The organism is Fluviirhizobium alvei (assembly GCF_030551875.1).
Taxonomy (GTDB): domain Bacteria; phylum Pseudomonadota; class Alphaproteobacteria; order Rhizobiales; family Rhizobiaceae; genus Rhizobium_E; species Rhizobium_E alvei.
The window spans coordinates 46,468-62,990 of record NZ_JAUOZU010000019.1 but is presented as its reverse complement, the minus strand read 5'-3'; the positions used below and the strand labels follow the sequence as shown (position 1 = coordinate 62,990).

The window sequence follows — 16,523 nt, the reverse complement described above, 5'->3', positions numbered from 1 at the left end:
GAGACGGAGAGGTTAGCCCTTCAGGTCCGCTTCGTCGATCGATGCATATTGCGATCCAAGATTGAAGACGAGGCCTGTCACCGCGGCTGAGCGTGCGCTCGTCCAGCTTGGATGATAGAGCGCGACCTGTGCCACCTCTTCCACGCAGATGCGCTGGATCTTGCTGTACATTTCGGCGCGCTTTGCATCGTCCGGCTCACCTGCCGCCTTGTCGATCAGGCTGTTGACCTCATCATTGTTGTAGCGCGTGTAATAGGATTTGTTGTCGCCGGCACCCCAGACGCACCAGCGCACGGCATTGTCCGGGTCGGTGGTTTCATTGTACCACCAGTTCAGCTGCGCCTGATACTCTCCTGCAACCAGCTGGGTCCAGGCCTGACCGGGATCGATGGCGTTCACCGTGACATTGATGCCGATTTCGGAGAGCTGGGCCTGGATGAGAACGGCCGTCTTGTCTTCATCCGTGGTGCCGGCATTGGTCAGAAGCGTGAAGGACGGATCGCCGACGCCTGATTTTGCAAGCAGCTCCTTGGCCTTTTCGACATCGCGGGCGATCACCTTCATCTCCTTGTCGAAGAAGTTCAGCTTCGGGCTGAAGATCGATGCGGCAGCGGTGCCGTAACCTGCGGTGACAGCGTCGTTGATCTGCTGCCGGTCGATACCGTAGCTCACGGCCTGCCGGAAGGCGAGATTGTCGAACGGCGCCTTGGCGTGGTTGATCAGCATGTCATAGGTGGCGCTTGACGGTTCGGAAACGATCGTCACGCCGGCGGCCTCAAGCTCCTTCATGCGGGCGAACGGCACGCCCATGCTCACATCCAGTTCGCCGGCCTGGACCATGGAGACGCCGGTGTTGACATCCGGGACGAAGATGAACTCGATCCCTTCGAGATGCGGAAGGCCTTCACGGTAGTAATGTTCGTTGCGGGCCATGATTACGCGGTCGCCGGCTTTCCATTCGACGAATTTGAACGGACCCGACGTCACGTCCGGCTTTGCGCTGAAGGCTTCATCGCCCATGGCCGTCACCGTCTTCTTGGAGACGATCCCCGTGTTCCAGATCTCGCAAAGCTTCAGGAACGGCGGGAATGCGCGGTCGAGGCCGAATTTTACCGTTAAGGGATCAACGACCTCAATCGTTTTCAGCGGCTGGAAGGGCGCGGCATAGACCGAGTCCTTCTGGAAACGCATGCGGTTGAAGCTGAAGGCCACATCTTCGGCTGTCAGGGCGCTGCCGTCAGAAAACTTCAGGCCTTCACGCAGCTTGAAAATATAGGTCAGCCCGTCACTGGAAATCTCCCAGCTCTCGGCCAGACCGGGGCCGACTTCGCTCTGATCCGCATTCGCCTTCAACAGGCGGGCATACATCATGCCCTGGCTGATGATGTCGGGACCGAAAACGGTCTTGATCGGGTCGAGCGTTTGCACCGGAGCGGCATAACCGATGCGGAGTATCTTCGTATTTGCTGCCGCAGCGATCGTGGATAGCTGGTCGAGCAGGAAAGGCGCACCGACGCCTGCCAATATGCATGACTTGAGAAAATTACGACGGTTCATGTTCGTTCCCCAATGGCTGATTATTTGGCTCATTTGTCCGGGAATACTCGGCGTGGCGCTTGTATCTGTCAATAACATTATTATGATAGATATCTGTCAGAAATGAGCCTGTTCGAGCGAGTATTCCATGTCGGCAACCACCATCCGAAAGCTGCAGTCCCTCATTCCGGAATTGACGGCGACCGAGGCGAGGATCGCGCATTTCATCATCGCCCATATCGACCAGATCCCGTTCGAAAGCGGCAGTTCGCTGGCGCGAAAGGTCTATGTAAGCGAAATCTCGGTCAGCCGTTTTCTGCGGCGGGCGGGATACAAGGGCATCGCCGGCTTGAAACTCGAACTGAAGGTCGAGGCGGTCAACGAACGGCATCTTTCCGATGACAGCAACAATGCCGAATGGCCTGATATCTATGCCGAGGTGCGGGCCAATGAGATCCGGTCCATCGAACGGCTGTTTGAAGAATTCAAATATGCGCCCTGGCGGGATCTTGTGCAGACCGCCACATTGGCAGAGCAGGTCTTCGTCACCGGCTTTCAGGCCCTGCGCGGCACGGCGGAGGATTTCTCGCGGCGCCTTGCGCTTGCGCGCCACAATGTGCGGTTCCTCTCCGCGCATGACGATATGCTGGGCGAATGGCTTTCCTACATCGGCGATTCACAGCCGAAACCGATGGTGCTGATCCTGATCGACGGCGTGCCCTATGCCAATGACGGGTTGAAGGTGGCCCAGATCGCCAAGGAAAACGGTATGAAGGTGATCGTGATCAGCGACGAGTTCTGCGATTGGGCCCATGACGTCGCCGATCATACGATGTTTGCGGCTTCGGGTTCCGGATTGTTCATTGAATCGACGGTGGCGCTGACCCTGATCCTCAATGTCCTGGTCGATGCCGTGGCCCGCGGCAGCAATGGCAACAGCACACTCAGGCTGGATCGATGGCAGATCCTGATGCGCAGGTTGAACATCTTCTGAGACAGGCATTGTCGGCCTTGCACGACGGGACGTGCAAGGCCGGTCATTGCTATGGCAGTCTGTCAGGATGCAAACAGGAAGTCGCCGGCGTCGAGATCGCGTTTGTGGAAGTCCTTTAGGATCAGGGCGTCCCGACCGGCCTCGATCCAGAGATCGCCATCCTGCATGTAGGCATGGCTCTTGACGTCGGCGAAATTCGCGATCTCCGGCCAGCGCGCCAAGTTGATCGTGTCGATGCCGGTCTCGAAGTCCATGATCCGGTCATGGCCGCCATTGTGCATGAACACGAACGTGTCCGCGCCGTCGCCACCCCAGAGCCGGTCATCGCCAAGCTTGCTGCGCAGTCGATCGTCGCCGCCCAGCCCCTTCAATACGTCGTTGCCTTGACGCCCGTAGAGACGGTCGTTGCCCTCGGTGCCGATCACCCTGTCGTTACCTGCCGAGCCGACTTTTACATCAACCCGGTCGATGACATGAATGCTGAAGGTTTCGTCATAGGCCAGGCCATCTGCATCCTCGGCTGTAATGGTTAGATCGACCGTGTGTTCCTTCTCATAATCTAGGCTGGTGCCACTCTTCAGTCTGAGCCGGTCATTGACGATCTCGAAGCGGTTGTCATCGACAGTGTAGGTCACGGTGTCGCCCGTATCCGGGTCGGTGAATGACAGACGCCCGATGACGGCACCCTTGACATTCTCGTTGACCGCCGTCGCTCCGCCGGGAAGGGTACGCCGTGGGGCGAGCACAATATCGGTCGGCGCTTCGTTGACCGCGGTCACGGTGAAGGCGAAGGATTGTCCGGTAACATCGTTGCCCTGACCGTCGGAGATCGAAAAGCCGAAGCTGGCGCTCGTCGTCTCGCCACCGTCATGGGTATAGGTAACAAGGCCGTCGTCGATATCGTCCTGCGTGAAAGTGTCATTGAGATCGAGCGCGACACCGTTCAGAAAGAGCGTGCCGTTGGTGACAGCGCTGGTGATCGTATAGACGAGATTGTCAGCGGTCTGGTTAATATCCGCAAAGGCGAGATCGGCGGCGGCCACTGTCACCGTACCGCCCTCGGCCACAGTCACTCCGGCATTGGCGCTTTCGGTTGGCCCATCGTCTATCGCGGTTAGCACGACATCGTTGCTGGTGCCGCCGTCATAATCGATCTGGAAATAGGTGCCGCCAACCGAAAAATAGGCGCCATCCGTCAACCCGCTGAAAGTGCCGGTCACGGCATCGCTGCCCTGGTTATCGATGATGGTGAAACTGTCGCCGACTGTGGGAAGGTAGGCATTGAGGAAGGAGACGTCGAGCGTGCCGGACAGTGTCACACTACCGGTGACCACGATCTGGTAGAACTCCGTTCCGACGATCGTGCCTGATATTTCGACATCGAACGTGCCCGAGATCGTGAGATCGGCGACGGTGAGAATGCCGGGACTGTTGCCGGGCCCGATGGTTCCGCCCGACTGGATCGTCACGTCGCCCACGGTGCCGGAACCGCCGAGCATTGCACCGGAGCCGATGGTGAAATCGGTATTCTCAATGGTGCCATCGACCAGAAGCGTGCCGGCGCTGGCGCTCCAGCTCTGCGTTGCCGCATTGGTGCCGGTCAGCGTCCAGGTGCCGGACCCGGCCGAGCCAAGATGTTCAAAGCCGCGATATTGCGCCGAACTGCCGATGGTCGAGACGTCAAACGAACCGCCGCTTGCACCGCTCAGGCGCAGCGTGTCGTCCGTGCCGTCCGCCTGAACATTGCCGGTAATCGAGCCGCCCTGAATGTCGAGCAGGTTGGTTCCGGCTTCGAAATAGATCGCGTTGTTGCGCGTGACGCCATCGCCGCTCAGGCCGCCGGTGACTGAGCCTGCCGAGGTCAGCGTGATCGAGAGATTGCTGCCATAGATGCCTTCGCCGCCGGCGCCGTAAGTGCCGTTTCTGATCGGGATTTGATCGCCGGCAGTGCTGATCCCTCGGTCGCCGCCCGCACCGCCCGTCACCGTTGCCGCAACCACAATCGAGGTCCCCGCCGCAGAATCGATCCAGAGACCGATACCGCCGCGTCCGCCATTGCCGGCAAAGGTAATGATCGCGTCGCCGCCCGCGCCGCCTGCCCCGCCTGTCAGGTTTTCAGTCAGGGTGCCGAGCGACCCCGACCCCGTCAGGACCGCGCCATAGCCACCGGCGCCACCGCCGCCGCCCATGTTGCCCAAGTAAGCGTCTTCGCCAGCGCCGCCGCTCGTTCCAGAGGCCGCCGTGGTTGGAAGCGTCGTCCCCAGATAGCCATGAACCCCGCCATCGCCGCCATTGCCTGCGCCAACGGAACTTACCGTTCCTCCTGCGCCTCCGACGAGGTATCCGGCACCGCCGCCGCCACCGCCAGACCCATAGGAGCTGACGCCCGCCCCCCCCGAACCAGTGGGATTATTGGCGCCGCCGGCATATGTTCCAAGAAAGCTGGATCCACCCCCGACAATCGCCGTCCGGCTGGTCAGCACAACGTCATTGCCGTCGCCGCCCTCATAGCTGATGGTGAAAGCCTGGCTGCCGACGACGAGTGTGTAGCCTTCGGACAACCCGCTGAAAGTGCCAGTTACGGCATCGCTGCCCTGGTTGTCGATGATGGTGAAGCTATCGCCGACTGTGGGCAGGAAGGCATTGAGGAAGGAGACATCGAGCGAGCCGGACAGCGTCACGCTGCCGGTGACCACGATCTGGTCGTACTCCGTTCCGACGGTCGTGCCTGATATCTCGACTTCGAACGTGCCCGAGATCGTGAGATCGGCGACGGTGAGAATGCCGGGACTGTTGCCGGGCCCGATGGTTCCTCCGGACTGGATCGTCACATCACCCACGGTGCCGGACCCGCCGAGCGTCGAGCCGGAGCCGATGGTGAGATCTGTATTCTCCATGGTGCCATTGACCAGAAGTGTGCCGGCGCTGGCGCTCCAGCTCTGCGTTGCCGCATTGGTGCCGGTCAGCGTCCAGGTGCCGGACCCGGCCGAGCCAAGATGTTCGAAGCCGCGATATTGCGCCGAGCTGCCGATGGTCGAGACGTCGAACGAACCGCCGCTCGAACCGCTCAGGCGCAGCGTGTCATCCGTGCCGTCCGCCTGAACATTGCCGGTAATCGAGCCGCCCTGAATGTCGAGCAGGTTGGTTCCGGCTTCGAAATAGATCGCGTTGTTGCGCGTGACGCCATCGCCGCTCAGGCCGCCGGTGACTGAGCCTGCCGAGGTCAGCGTGATCGAGAGATTGCTGCCATAGATGCCTTCGCCGCCGGCGCCATATTGCCCTATCCTGCCCTCGACCCAGGTCCCGCCTCGATCGCCGCCAGCGCCGCCGGAGACGGCGGCAGCCACCGTGAGCGATGTGCCTGATAGGTCGTTGATCCAAAGACCGATTCCGCCACGCCCGCCGGAACCGCCCCATCCGCCATCCGAATATCCGCCGTCACCACCGTCACCGCCCATCGCGCTTGCAGTCAGGGTGCCAAGGGACCCTGTGCCGGTCAGGACCGCGCCATAACCGCCGCCGCCGCCGCCGCCATTGGCGCCTATGTCTCCGAGTTCCCCCGCGCCACCCGCTGTTCCAGAGCTGGCTGACGCTGAGACTGTCGCTCCCAGGTAGCCATGAACCCCGCCATCACCGCCATCGCCGCCGTAGCTGGTCCACGGTGGCAGTTGAACGCCCCCCGATCCCCCGATGAGATATCCGGCGCCGCCGCCACTGCCACCGTTGCCCGATGAACCGTCCAGGCCGCTTGCCCCCGCACCGGTGGGATTATTGGCGCCACCAGTGATATACTGATTGTTGGCCGCGCCGCCGCCTATGATCGTTGCCATGCCACCCTTACTCCCCGGCGCGGTCTCTGCCGCCCTTGCAGTTCACATCGTTGTCACGGGTCGTGCCTCGGCACCGCCAATCGAATGCGAAATCATTGCGGATCACTTCAGGATGCAGTGGTGCCGGTCAAGTCCCGGTGATGCTTGTGGGACTCTGTGTAAAGCAATTGGGACAACAGGTTAAAGCCGGCTCGCAGGCCGTTTCGCCTCGGGGTGGAGGCTGCAAACCTTCCCTGCCTGTCATGGGACAATAGGACTGATATAGGGATAGACTTCCGCCGGCATCGGGTAAGGAGCATCGGTGCCTTCCGGGGGGATGGCGAGCGAGCGGACTTCTTTCGGCGTCAAGCCGAAGCGGGCCTTGAAAGACCGTGTAAAGGCCGAAGCATGGGTAAATCCTGAATCGAAGGCGAGTTGCGACAGACGAATGTCCTTGAGGGCCGGGTTCGTCATCTGCCGGAATGCACGGCGAAGCCGGCGTTCATTGATATAGGCGCCGACACCACCCAAGGGTTCGAAGGCGCGATAAAGGGTCGAGCGCGCCATCCGGAATTCGTCGAGCAAGGACTGCGGCCCGAAATCCGGATCGGAGAGCTGGCGCTCGACCGCCGCCTTCAGGCTTGCCAGCGAAACGAAGCCGCTGGTCCCTCGCGAGGCAAACTTCGGCTGCGACACCGTATCGAGGCAGCCGCCAACCATAAGGATCAGCGCGTCGGCAATGACGCGTGCTTCCGCCGGCTGCGTGGCGGCACCGGCCGCGATCACCTTTTGCATCGCACCGATCAACACCTGCGCGAGAGCAGTGGGCGGCACCACCAGTCCATGCGTGCCATCGAGAAACGGAACCAGCGCTTCAAGCCTGCGCCGGGAGATGGCGAGGCTCACATTCGCTACGCTGGGCGCATCGATGGAGAGTTCCTGGGACAGATCGAAAAACGCGAGTTCCCCGCATTCGACCCGCCGTTCTACGTTCCCCATCGCGTAGGTGAAGTGCCCCCGGGTGGAGCAAACCATGATCACCTCGTCGGAAGCCGACCGCGCAATCGTCTTGGCATTGCGCGTCAGGTGCGATGCGGTAGCGGTCACGCGCGACACCGCGACATCCGGCAGATAGAAAACCTCCGTTTCGGCAAAGAACGGCACGTCACGGGCATGGTCGGGGATTTCGAAGTCGAACATCCTCGCAAGCAGCGCCTTGTAGGCGGCAGAGGATTGCGGATCTTCTTCGGGAAAGAAGATCCTGAAACATTGGATGGTCGCTGCGCTATCCTTGGTCACACATTCCGCTCCCGAACTGGATCGGGCGATTTTTTGCACAGGAGCCCGTTCTCTGGAAGCGCCTTGTGAGTACGCTCCTGCAAAAACAACGGATCATTTCCCGTATTGCCGCAATCGGAACCGATGGCGCCGGAGCAAACAGCCGGCCCGGGGAATTAAAGCTGATCCGAGGGGCTTCCGCTCTTTTGACGTCCCTTTCCGGCACGAGAAAGGACTTCTCTAGCCAGCTCAGCCGCCCATGGGATGGATATAGGGAAACACGGCCGGAGAGAGGATATAGGGCACATCCTTGCCTTCGGGCCGGATGGTCAGCGTACGGATCTCCTTCGGCGTCAGGCCGAACTGGGCCTTGAACGACCGCGTGAAGGCCGAAGCATGGGCAAATCCGAGCTCGAAAGCCAGCTGGGATAGGCGCAGATCCTTCTGGGCGGGATCGGTCATCTGCCGGAATGCATAGCGCAGCTTGCGTTCATTGATATAGGCGGCCACCCCTCCGAGAGGCTCGAAAGCCCGGTAGAGGGTCGAGCGGGTGATGTTGAACTCGGTCATCAGCGATTGCGGCCCGAAGTCGGGATTGGTCAAATGGCGCTCAATGGCGGCCTTCAGGCTCGCGAGCGAAACGGGGCTTGCGGCTGCGCCGGTCACGGGCTTGGGTTGCGAAACCTGTTCCAGGCAGGCGCCGACCATCGCAATCAGCGTATCGGCGATGGGGCCGGCTTCTGCGGCCTGGGTGGTCGCGCCTGCGGCGACCACCTGTTCCGCCACTGCGATCAGTACCTTCGTGAGTGCCGTCGGCGGGGTTACGTAACCATGGGCGCTGTCGAGAAACGAAACCAGCGGCTCGAGCCGGCGACGGGAAATGGCGAGACTGATATTGTCGACGAACGGCGCCTCGATGCTGGATTCCTGCGAAAGGTCGAAGAAGGCGATCTCACCGGCCTCGACGCGCCGCTCAACATCGCCGATCCGGAAGGTGAAATGCCCGGTCGGATATGTGACCACGACGATTTCGTCGGAGGCGGACCGGGCAATCGTCTTGACCGTCCGTGTCAGGCGCGATGCTGTCGTTCTGACCCTGGACACGGTCGCGTCCGGCAGACAGAAGACCTGTGTCTCGCCGGAAAACGGCGTCTCGCGCGCATCGTCGGGAATGGTGAAGTCGTACATCGTGGCGACCATCTTTTCATAGGCGTTCGCCGCCTCGGGGTCGCTCGCCGGAAAGATCATCTTGAAGCAATCGATATTTGAAACCGCATTCCCAGACACGCAATCGTCTCCACCCACGGATGTTTGGTTCTCGCCCACCCGCCCGACCCGGTAAAGGGTCCCAATTCATCGGCTTCTCGGATTGGCCTTACGGGCTTCTGCCGGCAGGAAGAGTGCGATTTGTATTATCGCAAATTTATTAAAAAATAAGCCATTTTTGCTCGAACGACCAACTGCCATTGCCGGTCGCTCTCGCGTGTCAAAAAAAGAGCCTCCGCACAGGATCAATGCGGAGGCCCGGGTTCGTTACATCTTGGCGACCAGTTCGCGATCCGGCCTCTTTGTTCGCAACAGCCAGAGCACGAAGACGAAGAAGGCGGGAACGAAGAACACCGCCAGTACGGTGGCCGAAATCATGCCGCCGAGCACGCCGATGCCGATCGCGTTCTGGCTTGCCGCCGACGGACCGGTGGCGATCGCCAGCGGCACGACGCCGAGGGTGAAGGCGAGCGAAGTCATGATGATCGGCCGGAAACGAATGCGCGCCGCATCGGTTGCTGCTTCCGCCAGCGTTCTTCCTTCGGCGAAATAGTCCTTGGCGAACTCCACGATCAGGATCGCATTCTTGGCCGACAGACCGATGATGGCGATCAGGCCGACCTTGAAATAAATGTCGTTGGCGCCGCCCGTCATGAGCACGGCGAGCACCGAACCGATGACGCCCAGCGGAACGACCAGCATCACCGAGATCGGGATCGACCAGCTCTCGTAAAGTCCGGCCAGCAGCAGGAAGATGAAGAGGATCGACAGGCCATAGAGGATCGGCGCCTGGTTGCCCGAGGTGATTTCCTCGAGCGTCTGCCCCGTCCATTCATAACCGAAGCCTTCGGGCAGGGATGCTGCCAGCCGCTCCATCTCGGCAATCGCATCGCCGGTGGTGGCGCCAGGTGCAGCGCTGCCCGTGATGCGGATCGAAGGATAACCGTTATAGCCGACGACCTGGCTCGCTCCCTTGATCCATTCGATACGGGCAAAGGAGGAGAACGGCACCATGGTTCCCGAAGAATTGCGGACATTCAGCTTCAGGAGATCCTCGGCGTTGGCGCGGTTGGTATCCTGCGCCTGCAGGATCACCCGTTGCATGCGGCCCGTATTGGGAAAATCGTTGATATAGGCCGAGCCGAGATTGGTGGTGATCGTCGTGTTGATATCGGCAAAGGTCACGCCGAAAGCGTTTGCCTTTTCGCGATCGATCGTCAGTTGAACCTGCGCCGCATCCGGAAGACCTTCGATACGGACCCCGGCAAGGAGCTTGCTCTGCGACGCGCGCATCATCAGGTCGGCACCGGCGGCCGTCAGTGCCTGGGTGCCCAGGCCGCCACGATCCTGGAGACGGAAGGCAAAACCGTCCGAAATCCCGAAACCTTCGATCGGCGGCGGCGAGACAGCAAAGGCAAAGGCGACATCCTTGAGGCCGAACAACTGCATGTTCGCCCGGTTGGCAATCTCGTCGACACTGTTGCCGATGCCACGTTCGGCCCAGTCCTTGAGGCTGATGAACGAAATGGCGGCATTCGGCCCCTGGCCCGAGAAGCCGAAACCCAGAACAGCGATCATGTCCTTGACCGCCGGTTCGTTCTTGAAGATGCCCTCGACCTTGTTGATCGCGTCGCTGGTGCGTTGGGCGGAGGCTTCCGGCGTCCCCTGCACCCCGACGATCAGGAAGCCCTGATCCTCGTTCGGCACGAAGCCCGAGGGTACCTTGAGGAAAAGATAGCCGAGTGCGCCGCCAATCAGCACATAGATCAGCATGATTCGGCCTGCCCGGCGGGCAATGCCGCTCACCGACCAGGCATAGCCATTCGTCAGCTTGCCGAAACCGCGATTGAAGAGGCCGGCAAGCCCGCCCTTTTCGTGATGTCCCTTGGCGATCGGCTTCAGGAAAGTGGCGCAGAGCGCCGGCGTCAGCGAAAGGGCCAGAAAGGCCGAGAACAGGATTGCCACCACCATCGTCAGCGAGAACTGGCGATAGATCACGCCGGTGCCGCCGGGGAAGAAGGCCATCGGGATGAAGACGCAGGCGAGAACCAGCGTGATGCCGATGATGGCGCTGGTGATCTGGCCCATCGCCTTCCGCGTCGCCTCCTTCGGCGACAGCCCTTCCTCGGCCATGATCCGCTCGACATTCTCGACCACGACGATCGCATCGTCCACCAGAATGCCGATCGCAAGCACCATAGCGAACATGGTCAAGACGTTGATCGAGAAGCCGGTTATCAGCATCACGCCGACGGTGCCCAGAAGCGCCACCGGCACCACAAGCAGCGGAATGACCGTGTAACGGAAGGACTGCAGAAAGATCAGCATGACAATGAAGACGAGCGCCACGGCCTCGATCAACGTTTCGAACACTTTCTCGATCGAGGCATTGACGAACGGGCTCGTGTCATAGGGCACGCTATATTCGATGCCGGCCGGGAAGAACTTCTTCAGCTGTTCCATCTTCGCCTTGACGGCTTCCGATGTGGCCACCGCATTGCCGGTCGAGGACAGCTGCACGGCCGCTGCCGCGCTGGGCTTGCCGTTAAGCCGGGTTGAGAAATTATAGCTTTCCGAACCGATCTCGATACGGGCGACATCCTTGAGGCGAACGAGCGAACCGTCGGGATTGGCGCGCAGCACGATATCGGCAAATTCCGCCGGGTCGGACAGCTGGCCCTTGACCAGAACCGTCGCCGTCAGGTCCTGGCCGATCGGGTTCGGTTCGGCACCGATCTGGCCCGCAGAAACCTGGGCATTCTGGGCTGAGATGGCGGCATTGATGTCGCCGACCGTCATGCTGAGACCCTGCATCTTGGCCGGGTCGAGCCAGATGCGCATGGCGCGCTGGGCAGCAAACAGTTGCACGCGCCCGACACCTTCGATACGGCGAAGTTCGCCGAGAATGTTGCGGTTGAGATAGTCGCCGAGACCGACGTCATCGAGCCGCCCGTCGGTCGAGGTCAGCGACACGATCATCAGGAAGCCGGCGCCGGCCTGTTCGACATTGATACCTTGCGACTTCACGCTCTGCGGCAGGCGCGGCTCGACGCGGGCAATGGCATCCTGCACGTCGATGGTCGCCTGGCCGAGATCGGTGCCTGAATTGAAGGTTACCGTGATCGAGACGCTTCCCGACGTATCGGAGGTGGATTCGAAATAGGCAAGATTGTCGACGCCGTTGAGTTCATCCTCGATCTGGCGCGTCACGCCCAGATAGATATCCTGCGGCGAGGCGCCGGGATAGCTGGTGTTGATCGTCAGCTGCGGCGGCGCAACTTTTGGATATTGGGCGACCGGCATGAAGGGCAGCGCAATCGCGCCGCCGATCGAAATGAAGATCGCGATGACCCAGGCCAGAATCGGCCGGCTGATGAAGAATTGTGCCATCTGGTCTTACTTTGCCGGTTCGGTTGCGGTCGCATCGGCCTTGGCCGCGGGTTTCCATTCTTCCGGAGCAACGGCTGCCCCCGGCTGCAGCTTCTGGCCACCTTCAACAACCAGCTTGTCGCCCGCTTTCAGCCCCTCCTCGACGATCCAGCTGTCGCCCGCGGCTGGTCCCAGCTTGACGGGTCGTGCTTCGGCCTTGCCGTCAGCGCCGTTGACATAGACCATTGCCGCACCGGTCCCGTCGCGCATCACCGAACGCTGCGGAATGGTAAGCGCCTGCTTGCGGATCGCCTGGTCAATCCGCACGCGCACATAGAGGCCGGGCAGAAGATCGCGGTTGGGGTTGGGAAATTCCGCCCGCAGCGTCACCTGGCCGGTGGTCGCATCCACGGTCGTGCTGGAAAACAGCAGCCGGCCCGGGTTCGGATGCACCGTGCCGTCATCGAAGACGAGCCGCACGCCCGCATCGTCCGATGGCGCCGCAAGCTTGCCCGCCGCGATGTCCCGGCGGATTTCGAGAAGATCGCCGGCCGGCTGGGTGAAGTCGGCATAGACCGGATCGATCTGCTGGATCGTTGCAAGCGGATCGCCGCTATCGGCATTGACGAGTGCGCCTTCGGTCACCAGCGCGCCGCCGATCACGCCGGAAATCGGTGCCTTGACTTCGGTATAGCCGAGGTTGATTTCGGCCTCTTCGAGGGCTGCCTGCGCCAGTGCCACGTCAGCGGCGGCCTGTGCCTGCGCCACCACGGCGCTCTCGTAGGCCACTTCGGTCGAGGCATTGCGCTGGCGGAGAAAACCCTGCCGCTCCAGCTGCTGGGCTGCGTTGCGTTCGGTCGCCTGGGCCCGTTGCAGGGAAGCGCGCGCGCTTGCGACCCTGACCTTGAACAGGCCGGGATCGATCCGGAGCAGAACATCGCCGGCCTTGACGAGGCTGCCCTGTTCGAACACCCGCGCCTGGATGATGCCGGTGACGCGCGAACGCACCTCTGCAATCCGAACAGGCGCGATCCGGCCCGGCAATTCGCTGGTGACCGGCAAATCCTCGGCCTTCAGGGTCAGGACGCTCACCGCAGTCGGCGGCATCTGGCCCGGTTCCTGCGCCAGGGCGGGCAATCCGAAGCAATGGATTGCAAAGGCAAGTGCTAAAACGGGGATCTTTCTGGACAATGCTTTCATGGCACGGGCTTTCTGAAAATCGATAGTAAGGCCGGTTCTATGGTATCTCGGCATCCGGTCAGTTTGTGTCACTGCCGTCCCGGGTGGAGGCGGCGTCGGACAGTTTCTGGATTTCGGTAAGGAGGGCTGTGCGTTCGCTTTCGCTCCAGTGGAAGACGTCGAGATATTCGACGGATGTCATGCCGTGCAGCGCCAGAAAGGCGACAATGGCAAGCGACGGGTTTCGTGCCGGGGCGCTGACAGCCGCAATGTTGCGCGTGAAGAAGTCTCTTATCTTCGCCTGCAGCGGTCCCTGGCATGGCAGGGCTGCGCTCAGCATCACGGCAATATCGCGGTCCTCCTGGGCCGGCGCCTGCCGGGCAAGCGCGATGCGACCGGCGAGCTCGGGATTGGCATTGTCCCGTTCGGCCTCGACGGCCGTCTCGAGGCGCTTTTCCTCCATCATCAGGCGACGGTCGAGAATGGCGCTCAGAAGGCCGCTTTTCGATTTGTAATCGTAGATCACCCGCGATTTGCTGATGCCGGCCTCGCGAGCGACCGCATCGATCGACAGCGCCGCGGCGCCATCACGGATGGCGATCCGTTCGGCAGCGTCGAGCAAAGCGTTATTGTCGATGGTTCGGATACGAGCCATGCAGCCTCGGATTTCATTGAGAACGATCGTTCTTTAATTGCGTCGCCCGAGGGCGTCAAGCCGGCAATTGTATGCTTTTTGCACGCATCCGCCGGCGAAAAGCGGTTGGCTTTTCGAAAAAGCGATCGCCAAAGGCCTCATAGAAGCGGGAGACCGAACCGAAGCCGCTTTCAAAGGCCACTTCCGTGATCGAGAGATCGGTCGAGATCAGCAGCGACTGCGCGGTATCCAGCCGGTGCCGCACGATCGCCTGGTTGATCGTGTGGCCGACGGCGCGCTTGAAGATCGACATCGCATAGTTCGGATGCAGGCCGACCGAGCGGCCGACATCCTCTGCCGAAATGTTTTCGAGCGCATGTTCGGCGACATAGCGCAGCATCCGCTCGATATGATCGAAACGCTCGCTGTCATTGTCGGTAAAGCTGGCAATGGCCGAGCCTTCCTCGCGCAGGTCGCGCCAGCCGTCGCGTTCGATCCTCAGAACACGGGCTGTCAGTTCGTTGCGAACGATCTCGGCCAGTCCTTTGTCGCCGGAGAGCAGTTCGTCGCGCCAGCGGGAGAAGATGTCTCGATCATAGGGGCGCAGTTCGAGCGCCTCGATCATCGCGCCGCGAAAGACGGCATCGCGGAACCGTTCCAGATTGGCGAGCCCCAGAAAGACCGACATCGGAATATAGAGGCAGATGAAGGTGGTTCCCTCGCGCCGATCGATCACTTGGTGTGGGATCATGCCCCAGAACAGCACTAGCCGCCCCTCGTCCACCGTCAGTTCGCGGCCATCGAACCAGTAGGTCATGTGGCCGCTGAGAACGAAATTGAGTTCGACCTGGCTGTGCATATGCGGCCCGGCCATGCGCTGCACCGTCAGGTTTTCCCCGGCACAGAAACGGTGGTCGCCGAAGATGACCAGCGGATGACGTGGGTCATGATCGGGATGCACGGGGACGGATTCGTCCACCAACAGGGGCTTTGCATGTTCCAAATCTTAGGATCCCGGAAAACTTCTGCGAAAACTCGGTAGAATGTTACGGGCTTTGCAGACCATGATCAAGACGAGCTGAGATTTCTGTTCCGGTGGGATCCGGAGCCTGAGCTCCGCATAAGCGATGCACCACGGTCATAGGGAGGAAAACATGACCTTTTTCAAAAGCCTGAGCGGCTTCGCGCTGGGCGCTGCCCTTCTGTCATCCACCGCCTTTGCCGGTGAAATCGTGATCAACTCCGACCATTCGGATCCGGCGCCCAAGAAGGCGATGGAAGATCTGATCGCCGATTTCCAGAAGGCCAATCCCGACATTACCGTCAAGTGGAACAATTTCGACCACGAAGGCTACAAGTCCGCCATCCGCAACTTCCTGACGGCGGATGCGCCGGACGTTGCTGCCTGGTATGCCGGCAACCGCATGGAACCCTTCGTCAAGGCCGGTCTGTTCGAGGATGTGTCGGATGTCTGGGAAGCCAACGGCTTCAACGACCAGCTCAAGTCCGCGTCCGCCTCGATGACCATCGACGGCAAGAAGTGGGGCGTTCCCTATACCTATTACCAGTGGGGCATCTACTATCGTAAGGATGTCTTTGCTGCACAGGGCATCACGCCGCCGAAGACCTGGGCCGAATTCCTCGCTGCCTGCGAAAAGCTGAAGTCTGCCGGTGTCACGCCGATCACGATCGGCACCAAGGCGCTGTGGCCGACGGGCGGCTGGTTCGATTATCTCGACCTGCGCGTCAATGGTTATGAATTCCACATGGAACTGACCTCCGGCAAGGTTCCCTACACCGATCCGCGCGTGAAGGCCGTGTTCGAAAAGTGGGGCGAGCTGGTCAAGGCCGGCTATTTCAACGAAAACCATGCCGCTATCGACTGGCAGGATGCCATCCCGCAGATGGTGCAGGGCAAGGCTGCCATGTATCTGATGGGCAACTTCGCCGTCGCCACCATGAAGGAAGGTGGACTGAAGGAAGAGCAGATCGGCTTCATGCAGTTCCCGGAAATCACCGCCGGCATTCCGATGGCGGAAGAGGCGCCGACCGATACGTTCCACATCCCGTCGGGCGCCAAGAACAAGGAAGATGCGAAGAAGTTCCTCGCCTACCTTGCTTCGCCGGAAGCCCAGTCCAAGATGAACGCCACGCTCGGCCAGCTGCCGGTCAACAACAAGGCCGAAAAGCCGAAGGACGTCTTCCTCGAAGCCGGCTTCAACATGCTGTCGAACGCTTACGCTCTGGCGCAGTTCTACGATCGTGATGCCAATGCCGAAATGGCAAAGGCCGGTATGGAAGGCTTCCAGGAATTCATGGTCAAGCCCGACAATCTGGACAAGATCCTCGAGCGGCTCGAAAAGGTCCGGGCGCGCGTCTACAAGTAAGCCTCTGGCTCCCTGCGCCGGGTGCTGCAGGGCCCTTGGGGTCCGTGGCATCCGGTTGCCGTTTCCGTTTT

The 16,523-nt window shown here is 60.9% G+C and carries 10 protein-coding genes; 2 read left to right on the top strand and 8 right to left on the bottom strand.

The features are described 5' to 3' along the window. Positions 1–12 precede the first annotated feature (12 nt). Entirely contained in the window at positions 13–1,557 is a 1,545-nt protein-coding gene (locus Q4481_RS21835) for an ABC transporter substrate-binding protein (protein ID WP_304378531.1), read from the bottom strand. 127 nt (positions 1,558–1,684) lie between these two features. Here Q4481_RS21835 and Q4481_RS21830 point away from each other — a divergent pair, with 127 nt between their 5' ends. After that, positions 1,685–2,530 (top strand): MurR/RpiR family transcriptional regulator, encoded by an 846-nt coding sequence (locus Q4481_RS21830; protein ID WP_304378530.1) that lies wholly within the window; start codon positions 1,685–1,687, stop codon positions 2,528–2,530. A 62-nt stretch (positions 2,531–2,592) separates the two neighbouring features. Here Q4481_RS21830 and Q4481_RS21825 read toward each other — a convergent pair whose 3' ends face one another. The 7 genes from Q4481_RS21825 to Q4481_RS21795 form a co-directional block, all read right to left on the bottom strand. Beyond that, positions 2,593–6,360, bottom strand: coding sequence for a cadherin-like domain-containing protein (locus tag Q4481_RS21825; protein ID WP_304378529.1), 3,768 nt, complete (start codon positions 6,358–6,360; stop codon positions 2,593–2,595). A gap of 240 nt (positions 6,361–6,600) precedes the next feature. Beyond that, entirely contained in the window at positions 6,601–7,638 is a 1,038-nt protein-coding gene (locus tag Q4481_RS21820; protein ID WP_304378528.1) for a helix-turn-helix domain-containing protein, read from the bottom strand. 228 nt (positions 7,639–7,866) lie between these two features. After that, positions 7,867–8,904 carry a helix-turn-helix domain-containing protein gene (locus Q4481_RS21815; protein WP_304378527.1) on the bottom strand — a complete coding sequence of 346 codons (1,038 nt, stop codon included), beginning with the start codon at positions 8,902–8,904 and terminating at the stop codon, positions 7,867–7,869. 246 nt (positions 8,905–9,150) lie between these two features. Then, a complete protein-coding gene (locus tag Q4481_RS21810) occupies positions 9,151–12,273 on the bottom strand; it encodes a multidrug efflux RND transporter permease subunit (RefSeq protein WP_304378526.1) in 3,123 nt (1,040 codons plus the stop codon). 6 nt (positions 12,274–12,279) lie between these two features. Then, a complete protein-coding gene (locus Q4481_RS21805) occupies positions 12,280–13,452 on the bottom strand; it encodes an efflux RND transporter periplasmic adaptor subunit (protein ID WP_304378525.1) in 1,173 nt (390 codons plus the stop codon). 58 nt (positions 13,453–13,510) lie between these two features. Then, complete coding sequence (locus Q4481_RS21800) at positions 13,511–14,086, bottom strand: TetR/AcrR family transcriptional regulator (RefSeq protein WP_304378524.1); 576 nt, start codon at positions 14,084–14,086, stop codon at positions 13,511–13,513. 55 nt (positions 14,087–14,141) lie between these two features. After that, positions 14,142–15,068: a helix-turn-helix domain-containing protein gene (locus Q4481_RS21795; RefSeq protein ID WP_377354089.1), complete on the bottom strand. Its 927-nt coding sequence runs from the start codon at positions 15,066–15,068 to the stop codon at positions 14,142–14,144. 151 nt (positions 15,069–15,219) lie between these two features. On the opposite strand from Q4481_RS21795, the gene Q4481_RS21790 reads away from it, so the two are divergent. Continuing rightward, positions 15,220–16,452 carry an ABC transporter substrate-binding protein gene (locus tag Q4481_RS21790; protein ID WP_304378523.1) on the top strand — a complete coding sequence of 411 codons (1,233 nt, stop codon included), beginning with the start codon at positions 15,220–15,222 and terminating at the stop codon, positions 16,450–16,452. The last annotated feature ends 71 nt before the right edge of the window (positions 16,453–16,523 follow it).

What these genes read in the sequence shown, in the direction of transcription:
- Q4481_RS21800 (WP_304378524.1), bottom strand. Translation starts at nt 14,086, where the DNA reads ATGGCTCGTATCCGAACCATCGACAATAACGCTTTGCTCGACGCTGCC.
- Q4481_RS21805 (WP_304378525.1), bottom strand. Translation starts at nt 13,452, where the DNA reads ATGAAAGCATTGTCCAGAAAGATCCCCGTTTTAGCACTTGCCTTTGCA.
- Q4481_RS21810 (WP_304378526.1), bottom strand. Translation starts at nt 12,273, where the DNA reads ATGGCACAATTCTTCATCAGCCGGCCGATTCTGGCCTGGGTCATCGCG.
- Q4481_RS21825 (WP_304378529.1), bottom strand. Translation starts at nt 6,360, where the DNA reads ATGGCAACGATCATAGGCGGCGGCGCGGCCAACAATCAGTATATCACT.
- Q4481_RS21830 (WP_304378530.1), top strand. Translation starts at nt 1,685, where the DNA reads ATGTCGGCAACCACCATCCGAAAGCTGCAGTCCCTCATTCCGGAATTG.
- Q4481_RS21835 (WP_304378531.1), bottom strand. Translation starts at nt 1,557, where the DNA reads ATGAACCGTCGTAATTTTCTCAAGTCATGCATATTGGCAGGCGTCGGT.
- Q4481_RS21790 (WP_304378523.1), top strand. Translation starts at nt 15,220, where the DNA reads ATGACCTTTTTCAAAAGCCTGAGCGGCTTCGCGCTGGGCGCTGCCCTT.